The organism is Rhodococcus sp. 24CO, from assembly GCF_050586165.1.
Taxonomy (GTDB): domain Bacteria; phylum Actinomycetota; class Actinomycetes; order Mycobacteriales; family Mycobacteriaceae; genus Rhodococcus_F.
On the sequence record NZ_JAZFNF010000005.1, the window covers coordinates 267,647 to 286,427 of the forward strand.

The 18,781-nt window shown below is 61.5% G+C and carries 16 protein-coding genes; 5 read left to right on the plus strand and 11 right to left on the minus strand.

From position 1 onward, the window contains the following. Nucleotides 1–10 precede the first annotated feature (10 nt). The 3 genes from V2B23_RS14160 to V2B23_RS14170 form a co-directional block, all read right to left on the minus strand. The gene (locus tag V2B23_RS14160) at nt 11–550 is read right to left on the minus strand and encodes a DinB family protein (RefSeq protein WP_430950922.1); all 540 of its coding nucleotides are present in this window, start codon (nt 548–550) and stop codon (nt 11–13) included. Nucleotides 551–705: 155 nt separating this feature from the next. Further along, a complete protein-coding gene (gene htpG / locus V2B23_RS14165) occupies nt 706–2,634 on the minus strand; it encodes a molecular chaperone HtpG (protein ID WP_430950923.1) in 1,929 nt (642 codons plus the stop codon). Between the two features lie 127 nt (nt 2,635–2,761). Next, complete coding sequence (locus V2B23_RS14170; RefSeq protein WP_430950924.1) at nt 2,762–6,040, minus strand: protein kinase domain-containing protein; 3,279 nt, start codon at nt 6,038–6,040, stop codon at nt 2,762–2,764. 428 nt (nt 6,041–6,468) lie between these two features. Here V2B23_RS14170 and V2B23_RS14175 point away from each other — a divergent pair, with 428 nt between their 5' ends. Together V2B23_RS14175 and V2B23_RS14180 are read left to right on the plus strand one after the other, a co-directional pair. Then, nucleotides 6,469–7,884, plus strand: coding sequence for a WS/DGAT/MGAT family O-acyltransferase (locus tag V2B23_RS14175; RefSeq protein WP_430950925.1), 1,416 nt, complete (start codon nt 6,469–6,471; stop codon nt 7,882–7,884). A gap of 250 nt (nt 7,885–8,134) precedes the next feature. Then, a complete protein-coding gene (locus tag V2B23_RS14180) occupies nt 8,135–9,115 on the plus strand; it encodes an endonuclease/exonuclease/phosphatase family protein (RefSeq protein WP_430950926.1) in 981 nt (326 codons plus the stop codon). Between the two features lie 3 nt (nt 9,116–9,118). Here the strand turns inward: V2B23_RS14180 and V2B23_RS14185 are convergent, their stop codons facing one another. From V2B23_RS14185 to V2B23_RS14210, 6 genes are all read right to left on the minus strand, one after another. After that, a complete protein-coding gene (locus V2B23_RS14185; protein ID WP_430950927.1) occupies nt 9,119–9,436 on the minus strand; it encodes an SHOCT domain-containing protein in 318 nt (105 codons plus the stop codon). 36 nt (nt 9,437–9,472) lie between these two features. Further along, a complete protein-coding gene (locus V2B23_RS14190) occupies nt 9,473–9,898 on the minus strand; it encodes a DUF6325 family protein (protein WP_033232388.1) in 426 nt (141 codons plus the stop codon). Between the two features lie 53 nt (nt 9,899–9,951). Then, complete coding sequence (locus V2B23_RS14195) at nt 9,952–11,226, minus strand: MFS transporter (protein ID WP_430950928.1); 1,275 nt, start codon at nt 11,224–11,226, stop codon at nt 9,952–9,954. Nucleotides 11,227–11,270: 44 nt separating this feature from the next. Further along, a complete protein-coding gene (locus V2B23_RS14200) occupies nt 11,271–12,266 on the minus strand; it encodes an aldo/keto reductase (RefSeq protein WP_430950929.1) in 996 nt (331 codons plus the stop codon). A 67-nt stretch (nt 12,267–12,333) separates the two neighbouring features. After that, nucleotides 12,334–13,755 (minus strand): alpha/beta hydrolase, encoded by a 1,422-nt coding sequence (locus V2B23_RS14205; protein ID WP_430950930.1) that lies wholly within the window; start codon nt 13,753–13,755, stop codon nt 12,334–12,336. A 5-nt stretch (nt 13,756–13,760) separates the two neighbouring features. Next, nucleotides 13,761–14,033: a DUF2277 domain-containing protein gene (locus tag V2B23_RS14210; RefSeq protein ID WP_033232393.1), complete on the minus strand. Its 273-nt coding sequence runs from the start codon at nt 14,031–14,033 to the stop codon at nt 13,761–13,763. A 128-nt stretch (nt 14,034–14,161) separates the two neighbouring features. Here V2B23_RS14210 and V2B23_RS14215 point away from each other — a divergent pair, with 128 nt between their 5' ends. After that, the gene (locus tag V2B23_RS14215) at nt 14,162–15,040 is read left to right on the plus strand and encodes a bile acid:sodium symporter family protein (RefSeq protein ID WP_430950931.1); all 879 of its coding nucleotides are present in this window, start codon (nt 14,162–14,164) and stop codon (nt 15,038–15,040) included. 16 nt (nt 15,041–15,056) lie between these two features. On the opposite strand, the gene V2B23_RS14220 is transcribed toward V2B23_RS14215, so the two are convergent. After that, nucleotides 15,057–15,656, minus strand: a complete 600-nt coding sequence (locus V2B23_RS14220; protein ID WP_430950932.1) for a TetR/AcrR family transcriptional regulator — start codon at nt 15,654–15,656, stop codon at nt 15,057–15,059. Between the two features lie 95 nt (nt 15,657–15,751). On the opposite strand from V2B23_RS14220, the gene V2B23_RS14225 reads away from it, so the two are divergent. Both V2B23_RS14225 and V2B23_RS14230 read left to right on the plus strand, forming a co-directional pair. Next, on the plus strand, nt 15,752–17,149 hold the full coding sequence (locus V2B23_RS14225) for a cytochrome P450 (protein ID WP_430950933.1): 1,398 nt from the start codon (nt 15,752–15,754) through the stop codon (nt 17,147–17,149). 98 nt (nt 17,150–17,247) lie between these two features. After that, nucleotides 17,248–17,568 carry a DUF4333 domain-containing protein gene (locus tag V2B23_RS14230; protein ID WP_430950934.1) on the plus strand — a complete coding sequence of 107 codons (321 nt, stop codon included), beginning with the start codon at nt 17,248–17,250 and terminating at the stop codon, nt 17,566–17,568. Nucleotides 17,569–17,623: 55 nt separating this feature from the next. Here the strand turns inward: V2B23_RS14230 and V2B23_RS14235 are convergent, their stop codons facing one another. Next, nucleotides 17,624–18,772, minus strand: a complete 1,149-nt coding sequence (locus V2B23_RS14235; protein WP_430950935.1) for an acetyl-CoA C-acetyltransferase — start codon at nt 18,770–18,772, stop codon at nt 17,624–17,626. Nucleotides 18,773–18,781: the final 9 nt, after the last annotated feature.

The following is an 18,781-nucleotide window of genomic DNA, read 5'->3' on the forward strand; positions in this document are numbered from 1 at the left end:
GGTGGGTCAATCATCCCATTGTCTTGGAACCGTCGATAGCTTCGCGAAGTATGTCCGCATGGCCCGCATGCTGGGCAGTCTCGGCAATGATGTGCAGCAGCGTACGCCGGGCCGACCAGCGCGCACCAGGCTCGAACCACGGCGCAGACGGCAGCGGATGCGAGATGTCGAGACTGTCCAAGGATGCCACCAACTCATCCGTCCTGGCTGCGATCTGCTCGTATTCGGCCACGATTCCGGCCAAGGTCTCGTCACCCACCATGGCAAACTCGTCCATGCGCTTCTGCAGCATCTCCGGCGTAAATTTCGCCGGATCGACATCCCCACCCATACCGGACGGGCCTTCCAGGATGAAATCCACACATCCTCGCTCGGTGTGGGCCACATGCTTGATCAACCCGCCGAGGCACAGCTCACTCACAGTGGGCCGCGACGCTGCCTGCTCGTCGGTCAAGCCCCGAACAGTGACAAGAAGAAATCCGCGATGCTCGCGCAAGGTCTGGATAAGGTCCGCGCGCTCGCCGGTGAGGGTGCTGGTCGATGCGTTCATCGGTTCGTCCTTTGTTTGTGGGATCTTGCCTGTGAAAACAACGGTAGAACCCATTGCGGACAGAAACGGTCCTCATTAGAAACTTCTCCACAAAAAACTCCCGGCATCCGCCGATGAAGGCAGATGCCGGGAGTTCAACCGAACTGGTACGAAGATCAGACGGTGCGAGCCAAACGGTCAGCCAGCAGGCGCGTGAAGTGCGCCGGATCGCTCAACTCGCCGCCCTCGGCGAGCAGTGCCATCCCGTACAACAATTGCGCTGTCTCCGTAAGGTTTTCAGCAGAACCATCTGCCGCCTGCGCATCGCGCAGACCCGTCACCAGAGGATGCGACGGGTTGAGTTCGAGGATCCGCTTGGTGTGCGGAACCGGCTGGCCCGATGCCCGGTACATCTTCTCGAGCGTCGGCGACATGCTGAACGCGTCGCCGACGATGCAGGCAGCCGACGTGGTGAGTCGCGTCGAAAGTCGCGTCTCCTTGATGTCGTCGGACAAGGTTTCGGTCAGCCACGTCAGGAGCGCACCGAATTCCTTTTCCTTCTCCTCACGTTCCGCCTCGGCTGCCTTCTTCTCGTCCTCGGTGTCGAGGTCGACCTCACCCTTGGCGATCGACTGGAAGGTCTTGCCGTCGAAGTCCGAAACAGCGTCGACCCACATCTCGTCGACCGGATCGGTGAGAACCAGAACCTCGAGGCCCTTGGCCTTGAAAGCCTCCATGTGCGGGGAGCTTTCGATGAGGTGGCGAGATTCACCGGTCATGAAGTAGATCTGTTCCTGACCGTCCTTCATGCGCTCGACGTACTCGGCGAGGGTGGTCACGCCCTCTTCACTGTTGGTCGAGGCGAAGGATGAGATGTCGAGCAACGTCTTTCGGTTGTCGGCATCGGCCATCAGGCCTTCCTTGAGTGCGCGGCCGAACTCGGTCCAGAAGGTCGAGTACTTCTCGGGCTCGTTTGCCTTCATGTCCTTGATGGTCGAGAGAACCTTCTTGGTCAGTCGACGACGGATCGCCGTAATCTGACGGTCCTGCTGCAGAATTTCACGAGAGACATTGAGCGAAAGATCTTGTGCGTCAACAACACCCTTGACGAATCGCAGGTAGTCGGGCACCAACTCCTCGCAGTCGTCCATGATGAAGACGCGCTTGACGTACAGGTGAATGCCGGCCTTGCGCTCACGCATGAACAGGTCGAAGGGTGCCGTCGACGGAATGAACAGCAGCGCTTGGTATTCGAAAGTACCTTCGGCCTTCATCGGGATAACCTCGAGCGGTTCGTCCCACGCATGGCTCACATGCTTGTAAAACTCCTTGTACTCCTCTTCGGACACCTCGTCCTTGGAGCGAGTCCACAAAGCCTTCATCGAGTTGATGGTCTCGGTCTCGATGGTCACCTCGGGTTCTTCACCCTCGGCCGGCGTCGACGTGCGCGCAACATCCATGCGGATGGGCCACGCGATGAAGTCGGAGTACTTCTTGACCAGTTCCTTGATCTTCCATTCCGACGTGTAGTCGTGCAGGCCGTTCTCGGAATCTTCCGGCATAAGGTGCAGTGTCACGGAGCTACCCTGCGGCGCCTCGTTCACGTGCTCGAGCGTGTACGTGCCTTCGCCGGTCGACTCCCAGCGCGTTGCGTGATCTTCACCGGCGCGACGGGTCAGCAGTGTCACCTTGTCCGCGACCATGAACGTGGAGTAGAAACCGATGCCGAACTGACCGATCAGCTCCTCGGAAGCCGCGGCGTCCTTTGCTTCCTTGAGCTTGCGACGCACCTCGGCAGTGCCGGACTTCGCGAGCGTGCCGATCAAGTCGACGACCTCGTCACGCGACATGCCAATGCCGTTGTCGCGGATCGTGAGCGTGCGTGCGTCCTTGTCGATGTCGATCTCGATGTGAAGATCGGAGACATCGACGTTGAGGTCTTTGTCCTGGTATGCCTCGAGACGGAGTTTGTCCAGCGCGTCCGAAGCGTTGGAGACCAACTCCCGAAGGAAACTGTCCTTGTTCGAATAGATTGAATGAACCATCAAATCCAGCAGCTGACGTGTTTCTGCTTGGAACTCGAGCTGCTCGGTATGCGCGGTCACTTCGATCCCCTTCTCTTCTCGTTACTGGTCACAGGGATTTTACTTGACCTCGAATGCCCGGGATCAGGCCATGCGAATCACAGGTCCGAGAAGGGTTGCAGCCCCTTTTGCTGTGCGCACAGCACATTCAGGCCTGCCCGTTGCTGGAACTCTCGACCACCCAGGCTGCGATCTGCGCCCGCGAGGTGAATCCGAGTTTGGTGAGAATGTGCTCCACATGACCTTGGGCGGTGCGGAGCGAGATCACCAATTTGGCAGCGATCTGCTTGTTCGTCAGCCCCTGGGCGACCAGGTCGGCGACTTCACGCTCACGCTTGGTCAGCACCACCGAGGGCCCGGTGGGCGACGTATCCGGAGGTTGCCGGCCGAGCGCAAATGCGACTGCATCATCCATGCTCATGAGTCGGCCCTGACGAAGTGACGTCCCGAATACCTTCTCTCCCAATGCACGCCGCGTCGTCGCTGCAGTTTCCTCATGGTACGGCTGCAGTGCGGGAAATACGATCGTGATGCTGCCAACGGAGCGACCCAACTCCTCTGCGGCTCCCATCAGCACGGCGGCGCGTCGAGGGTTCGGTTCCGCGGCGGCAATCCAGGCCAACACCTCCAGACACGCCGCGCAGGTGAGTGGATCGTTCACCTGCTCGGTGAGCTGCAACGCCTGCCCGATCAGCCCCTCCGCTCGACGCTGATCGCCCTGTCGCCACACAGCAACGCCCATGGCCCACAGGGTGTACGACTGATACACCGATTCCCCGTGAGATTCACTGATCTCGAGAGCCTTCTCGTAACAGCCAACCGATCGCTTCGTTTCGCCGAGCATCTCGTACCCCAACCCGAGTATCTGCAGCACGCCCACTTGAAGTGTGAGATCACCACGGGTGTCGAACACCGCCAGTGCGCTCTCGAGTCCTGAAATCGCGCGGGGCAGGTCGTTTCGGTAAAGGGCCAACATAGCGTTTGCCTGGTCGAGCAGAGCGTGAACGAGGGGGTCGGTGATCTGCTCCGCGAGAGCGTGCCCCTCCTCCACCAACGCAGTCGCTGCCAGCAGATCACCCTGGACCACCGCCAGGAGACTGTCGGCGTGTATCGCCCGAATGCGTTCGGCTGTCGGCTTTCCTGCGTCGCGGGCAAGGAAAATGTCGAGCCAATGCCGAGACTCGGTATACAGGCCACGAGTCAGCGAAAAGTGATACAGCGCAGTAGCCATACGCAATCCGGCGACAGCGCCCCCGTCGTTGTCGGAGAGGCAATACTCGAGTGCTTCCCGCAAGTTCGGAACTTCCCGGTCGAGCCGATCGATCAATTCGAGTTGCCGTGGGCTGACCCATCCGGCTGCCGCGTCGATTGCCAACTGCTGATACCAGTCCCGATGCCGACGACGCAGCACCTCGTACTCGCCGGTCTCGACAATCTTCTCCCGGCCGTAATCACGGAGTGTCTCGAGCAATCGGAAGTGGACCGCCGTGTCCGATTCCTCCCTGATCAGGATCGACTTGTCCACCAGTGACCCCAACGTGTCGAGCAGTTCTTCCGGAGTCAGGTCGCCACCACATATCTCCTCCGCCGCGTCGAGTTCGAAACTTCCCGCAAACACCGACAGCCTCCCCCACAGCTGCTGCTCACGGGGCGCACACAAGTCGTAGCTCCAGTCGATGCTCCATCGCAAGGTCTGCTGACGCGTCGGCGCGCCCCGGCTGCCGCTGGTCAGGAGCGCGTAACGGTCGTCCAGCCTCTGCAGGATCTGCTCGGGCGACATCGCCCGAAGTCTGGCAGCCGCCAGCTCGATCGCCAATGGCAGCCCTTCCAGACGCTGGCAGATCCGGGACACCGTTGCCTTGTTCTCCTCCGTGATTTCGAAGCCGCGTACCGCAGCCGCTGCCCGTTCGGCGAACAACGTCAACGCGTCGTACCGGGGCAACCCCCGCAGCGACGGCTCCCGACCCGGGTCGGGCACCGCTAGCGGGGACACACGCAGTACCGATTCCCCACCGATACCGAGAGGCTCGCGCGAGGTTGTCAGAATCCGCAGCTGCGGGCACGCACGCAACAGCACTTCGGCCAAACCTGCCACCGCATCGATCACCTGCTCGCAGTTGTCGAGGACCAGAAGCAATGTCCGACTAGCCAGGAACTCCACCAAAATCTCCGACAACGGCCGCGACGACTGGTCGCGTACGCCGAGTTCTGCGGCCACCGCGCCGACCACAAGCGAATCGTCGTGCAACTCGCCCAGCTCGACCAGCCACACGCCATCGGCGAAATCCCGCTGAACATTGCTCGCGACCCGCAACGCGAGACGCGTCTTGCCGACACCACCGATTCCGGTCAAAGTCACCAAGCGGGACACCGACAGCAGATTCTTCACCTCGGCCAACTCGGTGCGACGACCGACGAAGCTCGTCAACTCCAGCGGCAGATTCCTGTCGGCTCTCCGAACCGCGGGCGATGCGGGTTGACGCCATCGCGTCGACGGCGGCTGCGGATCCCGGGGGTCCGCCCCCGGCTCGGCGCGTAGCGCCATCTCATCGACGGACAACCCACGGCTGACCTGCAACTCCCGGAGGTTCTCGCCCAGCACCGACGTAGAAGGGCGGTCCCGTGGATCGCGGGACATTGCCTTCTCTATGACGGCACATACGTCGTCGGGGAAGCCGTGCTCGCGCATGTCGGGCACCGGTTGCGCGGTGATCCGCAGGAACTGGGCAACAACCTGCTCACCGCTGCGACGCTCGAATGCCGCGTGCCCGGTGAGGGCGCTGAACAGAGTGGCCCCGAGCCCGTACACATCCGAGGCCGGACTTGGCGGTTCACCACCGAGAACCTCCGGAGCAGTGAACGCGGGCGAACCCGTGACAGTGCCGGTTGCGGTCTTGAATCCGTCTGCAATGTGTGCGATTCCGAAGTCCGCCAGCGCCGGTTCACCGTAGTCGGTGAGCAGAATATTGGCAGGCTTGACGTCGCGATGCAGAATGCCGAGTCGGTGCGCGGTCTCGAGCGCCCCCGCCATCTTCACCCCGAGTCGCAGGACTTCCTCCAGCTCCAGCGGCCCGTTCTCGCGAATCTTGGCCTCGACGGACCCTTGACGGTGATACGGCATCACCAAGTAGGGGCGACCGGTATCGGTGGTTCCAACCTGCAGGACACCCACGATATTCGGGTGCCCGGTCAGTCGCCCCATTGCTCGCTGTTCCCGAAAGAAACGTGCCCGATTCTCCTCGTCGAGGTCCGCGGTGAGGACCTTCACTGCCACCGTGCGGTCGAGCCCGGCCTGCGTGCAGCGGTACACCACCCCGAAGCCGCCGCGCCCGATCTCTCGGGCATCGTCGAATCCCGCCTCTCTCAGCTCATCCGAAATGAACGGAAGCACGTCACGACGCGTTTGGAGTGGATCGTTCTCGTCCATCTGCTACTTCGATTCCGCGGCATCGTCGATGATGCACCGTCGCGTTACCTCTCGATAATGTGCCCACACGGGCCTGGTCGTCAACGCAGCGCACTTCCGCGACCCTGGCTCAGCCCGCTCCGAAAAAGGAGTGCGGTCGGAACGGTCACAGGTACCGCCACTCCCCAAAATGTGAGACATATCACTTTGATTTGATGATTAGTTTCAACCCACAATGCTCTACCTGCCACCTATGCAAACGTCCAGGTCAGTGCCCTGACATGTCAAATAGCGCCGACCGTGCCGTGGCTGTAGAACCAATAGCGAGCTACTTCCATGTGACTTCTAGCACGCCGAAAGTTCACGACCGATCGATAACACCCACTCGAATACCAGTTCTCGGGAAGAACCACGCGCACCAACCCCGGCTTCATGAGTGAAGGACACGCATGCTGTTACCGATGGCACCCACCGATTCACTATTTCTTCTCGGAGAGTCCCGCGAGAACCCGATGCACGTCGGTGGCCTGGCGATCTTCACCCCACCCGACGGAGCGTCCGCAACCGACATGCGCGCGATGTTCGATATCGCCCTCACCGGCGGCAAAGTCACCGAAGTCTTCCGTAAGCGGGCGCGCCGATCCATCACGTCGCTCGGCCAGTGGGGATGGGAAACCCTCGCCGACAACGAGATCGACATCGAGCACCATGTACGCCGCGACGCACTTCCCACCCCAGGCGGCATAACCGAGCTCACCGCATTGATCTCGAGGTTGCACGGCACTCTGCTCGATCGCAGCCGCCCACTGTGGGAAATGCACTTGATCGAAGGACTCGCCGACGGCCGTTACGCCGTGTACACCAAGATCCATCACGCCCTCGCCGACGGAGCCAGTGCGATGAGGCTGCTCCGCGAGAGCATGAGTGAAGATCCCCATCGTCGAAACATGTCCGCGCCCTGGCAGGTTCCGCACTCACTGCGGTCGGTGCCGACACCAGTCGAGACAAAGCCAAGCCCGCATGGATCGTCCCTGCCAGCAACGTTGTGGGGGGCATCTCGGACTGCCGCCGGTGAGGTGGCCGGACTGATACCGACGACGGTCCGCACCATGGACCGCGCCGTACGCGGCAAGGGCAGCGCCGTCTCCGTGACCGCGCCCCACACGTTGTTCAACGTTCCGATCGGCGGAAGCCGCCACATCGGCGCCCGGTCCTTCCCCCTCGAACGGATCCGATTGCTGGCCAAGCACTCCGACGCCACCATCAACGACATCATCCTGGCAATGTCCGCCGGAACTCTCCGCCACTACCTCCACGAGCGAGACGCGCTACCGTCCGCCCCGTTGGTTGCCATGGTTCCCGTGTCATTGCGCGCCGACGACAAAGCCGACGATCGCACCCCCGGTGGTAATCGCGTGGGACTGCTCATGTGCAACTTGGCAACTCACCTCGACAACCCCACAGACCGACTCGACGTGATACGCAATTGCATGAATGAGGGAAAAGATGCATTCCGCGCGATGAGTCCCGCCCAGGTACTGGCCATGAGCGCCCTCGGTATCGCTCCCCTCGGTATGGAAATGCTTGTCGGGCAGCGGGGACCGCAGCGGCCTCCGTTCAACATCATCATCTCCAATATTGCCGGTCCGCGTACGCCGTTGTACTGGAACGGATTCCGTCTCGATACCCTCCACCCACTGTCGATCCCGACAACCGGGCAAGCTCTCAACATCACCTGCACCAGCAGCGACGATCAGATCTCATTCGGTCTTACCAGCTGCCGGAGAGCCGTTCCTGACCTCAACCCCCTGCTCGATCACCTAGGTACCGAACTCGAACTCCTCGAAACCGGCGCCGGCCTGTAATCCACCACTCCTGCACCGATCACCACTTCCGCAACCAGGACAGGGACATTCACCATGGGCTTCCAGATTCCTCAATCCTCGACATCCCCGGTAACCGCCACGCACTCTGCCCCGCGCAGTGGAGCAATCAGTACCGCAGAGATCAAAGCTCGGATGGAGGTCATGTTCGCCGACCGCGATCGTGACCGCAGGGAAAGAAATACCATCTGACACGGACTCTGAATCTTGATGTTCTGCTTCTATGGAGAACATGCGCACCGATACGACAACAACCCGACGACGAACTCTACTTCGGCTCACGACGACTGTCGGGGTGGCGGGAATCGTCGTCGGGCTTGTTGCCTTGATCGCAACGCGGCTGGCGGTAGAGCGCAATGTGGTGATTGTTCTGGCGTCCTTCGCCCCGGTGGCGATGTTTGCACCCCTGATCGGTGGGGTGGTCGCAGGCGTCGGCCGACGCTGGATCCTGTGCGCAGGATCGGCGGTAGTGCTTGGCCTGTTCGCGTGGTCGGTGGGACCGCTGTACGTGGGTGGGCCGACCGGCACCGCGCACGGCCCGTCGATACGAATCATGCAGGCCAATTTGATGGTCGGGGAAGCAGACCCGGAATCTCTGGTTGCGACCGTCCGCGATCGAGACGTGGATGTGCTGACGGTGCAGGAGTTGACGTCAGGTGCGGCCGAAGCGCTGAAAACTGCTGGGCTCGAGGATGTTCTGCCCCATCAGTTCGTGGTTCCCTATGGTGGCGGCGGCGGTGGAGCGGGAATTTACAGCCGCTTCCCTCTATCCGCCACACGAAGTTTGGACGGTTTCTCCCCCGAAACTCTGGCGGCCGAGTTGAATGTCGGTCTGGCGCAACCGGTCACGCTGTTTGCCGTCCACACCGCACCGCCGTACATCTCGCCGGCCTCGGTATGGGCAGCGGAACAGCGCAAGCTCGGCAGCTACCTGACCGACGTCGACGGTCGCGACAACGTGATAGCGAGTGGGGATTTCAATGCAACTTACTCACACAAGGAGTTTCGTGATCTCCTCACGGACGGGTACGCCAGCGCGGCCGATCAGGTAGGTGCGGGTCTGATCCCGACCTACCCGACCGACAAGCCGTATCCCGCGATAGTCGGCATCGACCACATCCTCACCAGAGGCGCGGTGGCGACGTCGCTCGAGCGCATCGACGTCCTGGGATCCGACCATCACGGTCTGATTGCCGACATCACGTTGGCGTGAAAGCTAGCTGAGCAACCGGGCTTTTGCCGCCGCAAATTCTTCGTCGGACAAGACTCCCGATTGATGCAACCGTCCCAATTCCTGAAGCTTCGAGACCAGGTCGTCACCGGCCGGCGGCGCTGCCGGGGCAGCCTGCTGCGGTGGGGGCGGCGGCTGTTGCTGCTCGTACTGCTCGTACTGCGCCTGCTGCTCGCTCGCCTTCCGTTGGCTGCGCCGATCCATGGCATTGGACGTCGCCTTTGCCGTTCCGGCCACCACTGCTGTGCGCGCGACGGTGCCGAGCAGTCCTGGCCGTCCTCTGCGTCCACCTCGAAAAACCATGCTGATCTCCTCTGCTTGAGACGATGCCTGAGCTACCTAGAGCGCCGCAGCGACTGCGGCCACAACGACGTCATGTGGGATCTGAACATGGAGAACCACCTCGCCACCGCCTGCTCGGGCCTTGGTGGTGAAGTCTCGCGCCCACGTCTGCTCGTAGACGATGACTGCCGCGGAGGTGCCTGGTTCCAGGGACTCACGAACCACGTCGAGATCCTCGTCGCTGATCAGAGCTTTTGCCTCGATCGACAAAATTGCCAGGCCGATGTCGGTGAGGTCTTCGTCGACGTCGACCTGCCTGATGTTGCCGTCGAGATCTTTGGCGATGTATACGAGATCGAGCAGGGTCACGAACCCACGCTCGACGATGTTCTGCAATGCGGCGACGGTATCCGGGTCCACTCTCGAACCTGGGAACCCCAGCACCACCAATTCAACCGGGCCGATGTCCAATGGATCGTTCATCCATCAAGGGTGGTACGAGCGAACGTGTGCTCGCCTCACCCGTCGCGGATGAATTACCGCCGACGGCCTCGGAGAACCTCACGCATCGGACGTACCCGAACTCCGTCTGCCTCGAGTTGACGCCGCGCTTTGCCCCGGGTGACGAGCACACCGATGATGCCGAGAATCCACACCGGGTACTGAACCAACCAGGCCACCCGGAAGCCGTCGAAGGTATAGCCGCCCATGTGGCCGAGAATCACACCCATCACCTGGATCACGATCAACGAGGCCAGGAACCCACCGATATTCACCATTCCCTGAGCGGTGCCCATCGACGAACTGGGATTGGAGGTACGGGCGTAGTCGAAGCCGATCACCGAACCCGGACCGCCGATTGAAATCACGATGATCAATATCGTCAGCAACCACAGCGGTGACGGTTCGCTGCGGGCCAGCACGATCGTCCACATCACCGCACTGCTCACCATGATGGATAGAACCAGCCAGGATCGACGCATCGGATACCGGCCGGTGAGGATGCCGAGGATGGGGCCCGCGACGATGGCAGAGATCACCGACAGCGTGAGCAGGGAACCGACTGTTGCAGCGTCGAGGCCTTGCGCCGATGACAGGTACGGGACTCCCCACAACAACGCAAATGTCGTGATCGAGAACTGTGTACCCATGTGACTGAAGAACCCGAGGCGTGTACCCGGACGCATCCAGACCGTCTTGATCTGGCGTCCGATCTCCTTTGCCCCGGCGGGAACCGCGACTATTTCGGTACCGGGCGGAGAATCGCGAATCAGGCTGAGCGCCAATGCAAAAGCGAGTAGCCCCAGGCCGGCCGCGCTGCCGTAGGCGAGCGTCCAACCGGTCCCGGTCAGCAGCAACATGAACGGCAACGCCGAAAGTACTTGTCCCAGTTGACCGAGAATTCCCGTGAACTGCGACACCAGTGGCACCTGCCGCGGTGGGAACCACTGCGGAACCAAGCGAAGCACCGAGATAAAGGTGAGAGCGTCGCCGGCCCCGACTGCGATACGTGCGCCAATCGCGACGGGCAGCGATTCCGTGAACGCCAACGTCAGCTGCGCGCACGTCAGAATGAACGCGCCGACGCCGATCATGATGCGCGAGCCGTACCGATCGAGCAGCACTCCCGCCGGGATCTGCATTCCCGCGTACACCACGATCTGCAGCACCACAAAACTGGACAGCACACTGGGAGTAATCGAGAAACGTTCTGCTGCAGCCAGACCCGAAACCCCGAATGAGGTGCGGTGAAGCACGGCGATCACATACGCGAATACACCGATACCCCAGACCAGCCACACTTTTTTCATCGCGTAGTTATGTTACTAGTAGTTCGCCAGGCTTACGACTTTGACTACTCGCGGCCTTGCGAGATCCAGTTCAGATCTGCCGAACGCTCCCCTTCGGTGATGGCTGCAAGCGCGTCGAGTCGGGCGATCTGATCTTCGGTCAGCACGATGTCCAGTGCGCCGGCGTTCTCACTCACGCGCGCCGCGAAACGAGTGCCCGGAATGGACACCGACGGCAGACCGTAATGGCGCCCCTTGGCGTCGAGCCACGCAAGTGACACCTGCGCCGGAGTGGCTCCAGATTCGACGCCCACGTCACGCACGACGTCGAGCACCTTCTGGTTTGTGACAAGCGCCGAGTCCGTGAAACGCGGGAAGCGTCGACGCAGATCGTTCTCGCCCCACTCGCTGGGATCGAACGACCCCGCTAGGAACCCTCGGCCTACGGGAGAGAACGGCACAAATCCCACGCCGAGTTCAGCGGCGGCCGGCACCACCTTGTTCTCGACGTCGCGACTCGAGATGTTCCACTCGGATTGAATAGCGGAGATGGGGTGGACCGCATACGCGCGGCGCAGTTCGTCTCCCGTTGCTTCCGAAAGCCCGATGTGTCGGATCTTGCCCGCCTTCACCTGCTCTGCCATCGCGCCCACAGTGTCCTCGATCGGAACGCTCGGATCAACGCGATGGAGGTAGTAGAGATCGACGTGGTCGACGCCAAGTCGACCGAGCGATTCCTCGAGCGCCTGCGACACATAGGCCGGATCGCCGTTGATCCCCCGCTGACCTGCCGACAAGCCGCCCACCAATCCGAACTTGGTGGCCAATTGGACCTCATCGCGCCGACCTTCGAGCAATTTGCCCACGGCCCGCTCGCTCGCACCGTCTCCGTAGATGTTTGCGGTGTCGATGAAGGTGATCCCGATATCGACCGCATGATGAAGCGTCGCGAGTGCTTCCGCCGGATCCACCGGGCCGTACACGGGGGCTACCGACATAGCGCCGTAGCCCTGCGCGCTGACGGTCAGACCTTCGGCCAGGGTGACGGTGGAAACAGGCATGAGCACTCCTCGAGATCGAAAAAGGGAACAACCCTCACAGTGTGTACCGAAACGGCCTACGGCGCATTCAGGCCAGTACGGCAAGCTCCGGCAATCCCGCTACAACCACGGCGAGGTTGTAGCCTGTCATCCTCAGTTCACCGTTGTCTCCGGTTCTTGCGTACTCCGCATGTCCGAATGCCCGTTCATGTTTCACACCGTCCGGAGTGATTCCCTCGGCTGTGGACAAGCGCTGGAACTCCGTTCGCGTCGGATCCCCACCGAAGCGTCCGAAGCCCGCGATACTGTCCCCTTCGGCTTTCATGACGTAGACGTGCCGATCCGCGATTCCGAGATCTGCCTCCACTTTTGCCCGCACACCCGGAGATCCGTAGAACACCACGTCGTCGACCGACGCACTGGCACCCCGTTGCAGCGCAAGAGAAGTCGCGAGGGATCCGTAGGAATGGCCGAGCGCGGTGATGTGCACGTCCGGCTTCGCAGCGCCCGCCCGTAGGCCGTGAAAGAAGCTCCCCAGCGCATCGGCCGCGATACCCGCTTTCGCGGAACGGCTCACGTCGAAACTTGCCCGGCCGAGGTCGAATTTCCCCGGGCCGATGACTTGAGGAGCGTCGTACCCGATCCACGCGATCGTGGCAACGGTTTCCGCACGTCCGGCGCTGTGGAGCTGACGCTGCGCCTCGTCGCGCAATCGTGTTGCCTCCCCGACCATTCCGCGCAGCGAGTCCTTGACGTTGGTGTTGAGCCCAGGGACGGTCACGGCAATGTGATCAGCCGTATCCGGATCACCGATCGCTATCGCGGCAAACCCACGCTCGCCGGAACGCATATCCATCAGGACCAGCTTGCGGTCGGTTTGTTCGTGAAGGAGCTCGTCCAGCGCGTTCAGATCCTCGAGTTTACGCTGGGCATACCACAGGCCCGCACCGGTATTGCTCAATCTTCCCCCGAAGTATTCGCGGTGGAGTTCTTGAGAGATGCGCACCGAATCATCCTGTAGCCGTGCCCGTTCGCCCTGCACGCGTCGCAGATTCACCGGACTGCGCACACTTGTCGGGATACCGTCGAGATTCGCGATCAGATCCGGTGCGCGCTGGACTATCTCCCGTCGGCGCGCCGCACTGAAACCACGCCATTCCTCGTTGACACGAAAAGCCTTGTCCCGCAGATCCGTGCCCACCTGCGCCCGGACGGACAGCGCATGGTGCAGATCCGCGGATAACAGCAGAGCTTCCCCGATCAACTCACGTGCCGCAGCCGAGAGCAGCTCGGCGTGAACGTGAAGGGGATGCCCTTCGGCGATGGGAGCGACTGCCGTCACCGAACCGTCTTCACGGATCTGCAATTCGTCGGAGGCCGCCTCTCTGCGCAACAAGTCCAACCGTCGTCGCATGTCTCGGACGCGGTGCGCAACGAGGACACCCTCGAGACCTCCGGCAAGTTGTTCGAGTGGTTCGACGTCCCACACGTCGATGTCGGTGAGGTCCACTCGGGTCAGGACGAACGAGCGGCGATTCGAGCCTGAACCTCGGGCCGACGCAGCGGCGGGACGGTTTGGGGCGGCTGCTTGCGTGGCGGTAGCGCGCTGAGCAATCGCGTCGTGGTTTCGGTTACCTCCCGAACTGCCTGTTCGAAGGCATCACGGTTGGCATCGGACACCTTGGCAATTCCACTCACCTTACGTATGTATTGGCGAGAGGCCGCCTCGATCTCCTCCGCTGTGGCAGCCGGTTCGAGTCCTCGGAGTTCGGTGATGTTTCGGCACATAGTTCGACGATAACCGTGCTCAGCCACCTCGTCACGGGCCGATACACGAATGCATCCAAATGGCCACGCAAACCCAAGCATCACGGTAGTTTCAGTAAAATTCTCCCCAAGTGACTGGAAGTGGCCACATGGACTCAGCTCTCACATCGGTCGGTCTTCCGATTGCACTCGCGATCATCATGTTCGGCCTCGGACTCTCACTGACCGTCGAGGACTTTGCCCGTGTCGCAAAAGCACCCAAAGCAGTCTCGATCGCCCTCGTCTGCCAGTTGATACTGCTGCCGGCCGCCGCATTCGGGCTTGTCACCGCCTTCGATCTCGATCCCCTGCTCGCTGTCGGCATGATGCTCCTGGCCGCATCGCCTGGCGGCACCACAGCCAACTTGTTCAGCCACCTCTTTCGCGGCGATGTCGCGCTCAATGTGACACTCACAGCAGTAAATTCAGTGATCGCCATGGTTACCCTGCCGGTGATCACCAACTTCGCCCTCGGCTATTTCGAACCTACCGACGCCGACGGCACCCTCGGGCTCCAGTTCACGAAGGTTGTGCAAGTTTTTGCCGTCGTGCTGATCCCGGTAGCAATCGGGATGTGGGTTCGCCTGCGCAGTAGCGCTTTTGCGCAGCGAATGGACAAGCCGGTACGCATCGGGTCGGCCGTCGTGCTGGCGCTGGTTATTGTCGGCACCGTCGTATCGGAGCGCGAGAACATTGCGGACTACCTCGTCGACATCGGAGTTGTCGCGGCATTGTTCTGCCTCCTGAGCCTGTCGATCGGGTACGTCGTTCCCAAGATTTTCGGCATCGAGGACCGCCAAGCCATCGCCAGTTCGATGGAAATCGGGATCCACAACAGCACATTGGCCATCACCATTGCCGTCAGCTTGATGGACAACGTGGCTCTGGCAGTTCCGGCCGCGGTCTACGGCGTCGTCATGTTCCCGTTGGCAGCGGCATTCGGTGCGGTCATCACGCGAAAATCTCGAAACATGGCCGAGATCGACTGAGATCAGAGCATTTTCGTCAGTTCTCTTGCGTACTGCTCAGTTCTGTTCCGAGCGCCCCGGCAAGCGTGCGCAGACAGATCACGCGCAATTCTTCCTGCGGAATCGACGGTTGATCGAGCCAGTTCAGGCACACCGCACGAACGAAGGCGATCCAGCCGCGCACCGCGACAGCGGCAATCTGCCTGCGCTCGCCATCGAATCCCAGCGCGTCGAGGATCCGGATCTGTTGCTGCTCCAACTCGCGCTCGACGATTGCCCGGATACCGGCTTCAGCCGATAACGTCCCGACATTGATTGCACGCACTCCCTTACTGTGCGACTTCACGTACGCAAAGTAGGCATCCAGCCCAGCAGCGATCTGCTCCTGGATGGGTAGCGTCGAATCCGGCGCCGTCACTTCGAGGAGATGCTGGGACTCTCGCTCGACTATCGCCGCGAAGAAGTCCCGCTTGGTCGGAAAGTAGTGGTACATCAGCCCGCGCGAGACACCCGCGATTTCGGCGACCTCTTCGATCCAGACATCCTCGTACGACCGGTCGGCAAAGAGTTGCGCACCGATGTCGAGGAGTTGCGTGCGTCGCTGCTCGCGATCGAGACGCTTACGTGGGGTGACCATGGCGAACCCAGATTACTACTTGACACCGATTCAGTAAGGCGTACTTTGCGTACTAGACACCAATTCAGTAAGCGAACTCTTCTCGGGGGACAACGATGAGCGTCGACGCAACGCCGAACACGGGCGCGCCTGCTATTCCGCATCCGGCCTGGCGCCTCCCCCTCCTCGGCGACATTCTGGGTGTCAACGTCTCGACACCACTGCAGAACTCCGTGAGTATCGGCCGCGAACTCGGTCCGATCTTCGAACGCAACGTAGTCGGAAATCGCTTTGTCTTCGTCTCCGGCGCGGACATGGTTGCCGACCTTTCCGATGAGTCCAGGTTTGCAAAACACCTGGCACCCGGCGTCAAAGCACTACGCGGGATCGGCGGCGACGGACTCTTCACCGCCTACAACAGCGAACCCAACTGGGCCAAGGCCCACAATCTTCTGGCTCCGGCGTTCAGCCAGACGGCCATGCGCTCGTACCACCGCACGATGCTCGACGTGGCCGGCGAACTGGTTACGTACTGGGACCGTCATGGCACTGACTCCCCCATCGACGTCTCTGCCGACATGACCAAATTGACCCTCGAGACGATCGGCCGCACAGGGTTCAGCTACTCCTTCGACTCGTTCGAACGCGAAGAACAGCATCCCTTTGTCAAGGCAATGATCGGCACTCTGTCCCATTCACAGCGGACTACCTTCCTCAAATCCACAGCCCTCGGCCGACGACTCGCACGGCGCGCAGACCAACGCGACGACGTGCGCAAGGCGTATATGGCCGAAGTGGTGGACGAGGTGATCCGCACACGGCGAGAGAACCCCGGTAGCGCACACGAAGACCTTCTGGAACTGATGCTGCGTGCTGCCCGCGAGAACGATCCGAATCGGATCGATGAGCTGAACATCCGGCACCAGGTAGTCACATTCCTGGTTGCCGGGCATGAAACAACTTCCGGCGCTTTGTCGTTCGCGCTGTACTACCTGTCGCAGAATCCGGAGGTATTGGCCAAAGCGCAGGCAGAAGTTGATGCCGTGTGGGGCACGGACGAACCGGCCTTCGAGAAGATCGCAAAATTGCGGTACGTCCGACGCGTCCTCGACGAATCATTGCGGTTGTGGCCGACGGCCCCGGCCTATGCCCGCGCCGCTCGGCAGGACACCACGCTGATCGGCAAATACCCGATGAAGAAGGGTGACTGGATGCTTGTCCTCATCCCGTCACTGCACCGAGATCCCGTGTGGGGCAACAATCCGGAAGCTTTCGATCCGGACAGATTCTTGCCGGCAAATATCAAGGCGCGCCCCGCCCACACGTACAAGCCCTTCGGTACCGGCGAACGCGCGTGCATCGGAAGGCAATTCGCCATCCACGAGGCAGTTCTCGTTCTGGGAACGATCCTGCAGAAGTACACCGTCGAACCGGATCCCGAGTACCGATTGAAAGTTGTCGAGCGTCTGACCCTGATGCCGGAGGGGTTCACGCTGTCGGTTAGACGACGCTGACCCAGCGTGCCCGAATCGTCCAAAGAGCTGATTCCAGGTCTACTATCAGCGAGGGCCTGCCGGTCCGAGGCTGGAACCGCGCTCACCTGGGAGAACGCATGAAGAAAAATTACCTTGTTGCGGCAATGTGCGTAGCTGCCGCACTGGCTACCGGTGCGTGCTCGGCATCCGTCAGCGTCGGCGACAAGCAGGTACCTGCGGACGAGGTCGCAGCCCAGATGTCCAGCCAGCTCGCAGCGACCGTCGGCAGGGCGCCCGATGACGTCACCTGTCCCGAGGGCCTCGACGCGGAGGTCGGTGCAACCGTCGTGTGCACCTTGACCGACCAGGGCACCGAATACGACGTGACAGGAACTGTGACCAGCGTCGACGGCGACAACGTCAAGTTCGACGTGCAGGTGGCGGATACTCCGAACTAACTGCTGTGCGCCTCGAGTAACCGCCCGCGGTTACCGAAGGCGCACAGCAGATTTGTCAGAGGCGCTCGATAATCGTCACGTTTGCGGTGCCGCCACCCTCGCAGATGGTGAGCAGGCCGTAGCGTCCGCCGGTGCGCTCGAGCTCGTTGAGAAGCGTTGCCATCAGCTTGGTGCCGGTAGCGCCGAGCGGGTGACCGAGGGCAATTGCGCCACCGTTGACGTTGACCTTGGCCGGATCCGCACCGATTTCCTTGATCCACGCGAGGACGACGGGAGCAAAAGCCTCGTTGATCTCGACGATGTCGATGTCCTCGATGGTCAGGCCCGTCTTCTCCAGCGCGTGCTGCGTTGCCGGGATGGGTGCGCTGAGCATGAAGATGGGGTCGTCGCCGCGGGCGCTGAGGTGATGAATCCGGGCGCGGGGCTTGAGACCGTGCTTCTTGACTGCTTCTTCCGACGCCAGGAGCAGTGCGCTCGCGCCATCCGAGATCTGGCTTGCGACAGCAGCTGTCATCCGGCCGTCTTCGACGAGGACGTTGAGCGACGCCATCTTCTCGAGGCTGGTCTCACGGGGGCCTTCGTCGACGGTGGCGTCACCCATCGTGACGATCTCGTTGTCGAATCGGCCTGCTGCGATGGCGGCCTTGGCGCGCTCATGGCTCTGCAGTGCCCACTTCTCGAGCTCTTCGCGGCTGACGTCCCACTTCTCGGCGATCATCTCTGCGCCCTTGAACTGCGACACTTCCTGATCGCCGTAGCGCTCGGTCCAGCCGACGGAACCGGAAGAGGGAGTGTCGAATCCGTACTGCTGGCCGACGATCATGGCTGCCGAGATCGGGATCTGGCTCATGTTCTGCACGCCGCCGGCGATGATCAGGTCTGCGGTGCCGGAGAGAATTGCCTGCGCGCCGAAGTGCACTGCCTGCTGGCTGGAACCGCACTGACGGTCCACAGTCACACCGGGAACGTGCTGCGGCAATCCTGCTGCGAGCCAGGACATGCGGGCGATGTTGCCGGCCTGGCCACCGATGGCGTCGACGCAACCGAAGATGACGTCGTCGACCTCTGCCGGATCGATACCGGTGCGCTCGACGACAGCCTTGATGACGTGTGCGCCCAAGTCGATGGGGTGCACACCCGACAGTGCGCCGCCGCGCTTACCGATCGGGGTGCGGATGGCATCGACGATGTAAACCTCGGACATGATCTTTAC

What these genes read in the sequence shown, in the direction of transcription:
- V2B23_RS14160 (WP_430950922.1), bottom strand. Translation starts at nt 550, where the DNA reads ATGAACGCATCGACCAGCACCCTCACCGGCGAGCGCGCGGACCTTATC.
- V2B23_RS14170 (WP_430950924.1), bottom strand. Translation starts at nt 6,040, where the DNA reads ATGGACGAGAACGATCCACTCCAAACGCGTCGTGACGTGCTTCCGTTC.
- V2B23_RS14175 (WP_430950925.1), top strand. Translation starts at nt 6,469, where the DNA reads ATGCTGTTACCGATGGCACCCACCGATTCACTATTTCTTCTCGGAGAG.
- V2B23_RS14180 (WP_430950926.1), top strand. Translation starts at nt 8,135, where the DNA reads ATGCGCACCGATACGACAACAACCCGACGACGAACTCTACTTCGGCTC.
- V2B23_RS14185 (WP_430950927.1), bottom strand. Translation starts at nt 9,436, where the DNA reads ATGGTTTTTCGAGGTGGACGCAGAGGACGGCCAGGACTGCTCGGCACC.
- V2B23_RS14190 (WP_033232388.1), bottom strand. Translation starts at nt 9,898, where the DNA reads ATGAACGATCCATTGGACATCGGCCCGGTTGAATTGGTGGTGCTGGGG.
- V2B23_RS14195 (WP_430950928.1), bottom strand. Translation starts at nt 11,226, where the DNA reads ATGAAAAAAGTGTGGCTGGTCTGGGGTATCGGTGTATTCGCGTATGTG.
- V2B23_RS14200 (WP_430950929.1), bottom strand. Translation starts at nt 12,266, where the DNA reads ATGCCTGTTTCCACCGTCACCCTGGCCGAAGGTCTGACCGTCAGCGCG.
- V2B23_RS14210 (WP_033232393.1), bottom strand. Translation starts at nt 14,033, where the DNA reads ATGTGCCGAAACATCACCGAACTCCGAGGACTCGAACCGGCTGCCACA.
- V2B23_RS14215 (WP_430950931.1), top strand. Translation starts at nt 14,162, where the DNA reads ATGGACTCAGCTCTCACATCGGTCGGTCTTCCGATTGCACTCGCGATC.
- V2B23_RS14220 (WP_430950932.1), bottom strand. Translation starts at nt 15,656, where the DNA reads ATGGTCACCCCACGTAAGCGTCTCGATCGCGAGCAGCGACGCACGCAA.
- V2B23_RS14225 (WP_430950933.1), top strand. Translation starts at nt 15,752, where the DNA reads ATGAGCGTCGACGCAACGCCGAACACGGGCGCGCCTGCTATTCCGCAT.
- V2B23_RS14230 (WP_430950934.1), top strand. Translation starts at nt 17,248, where the DNA reads ATGAAGAAAAATTACCTTGTTGCGGCAATGTGCGTAGCTGCCGCACTG.
- V2B23_RS14235 (WP_430950935.1), bottom strand. Translation starts at nt 18,772, where the DNA reads ATGTCCGAGGTTTACATCGTCGATGCCATCCGCACCCCGATCGGTAAG.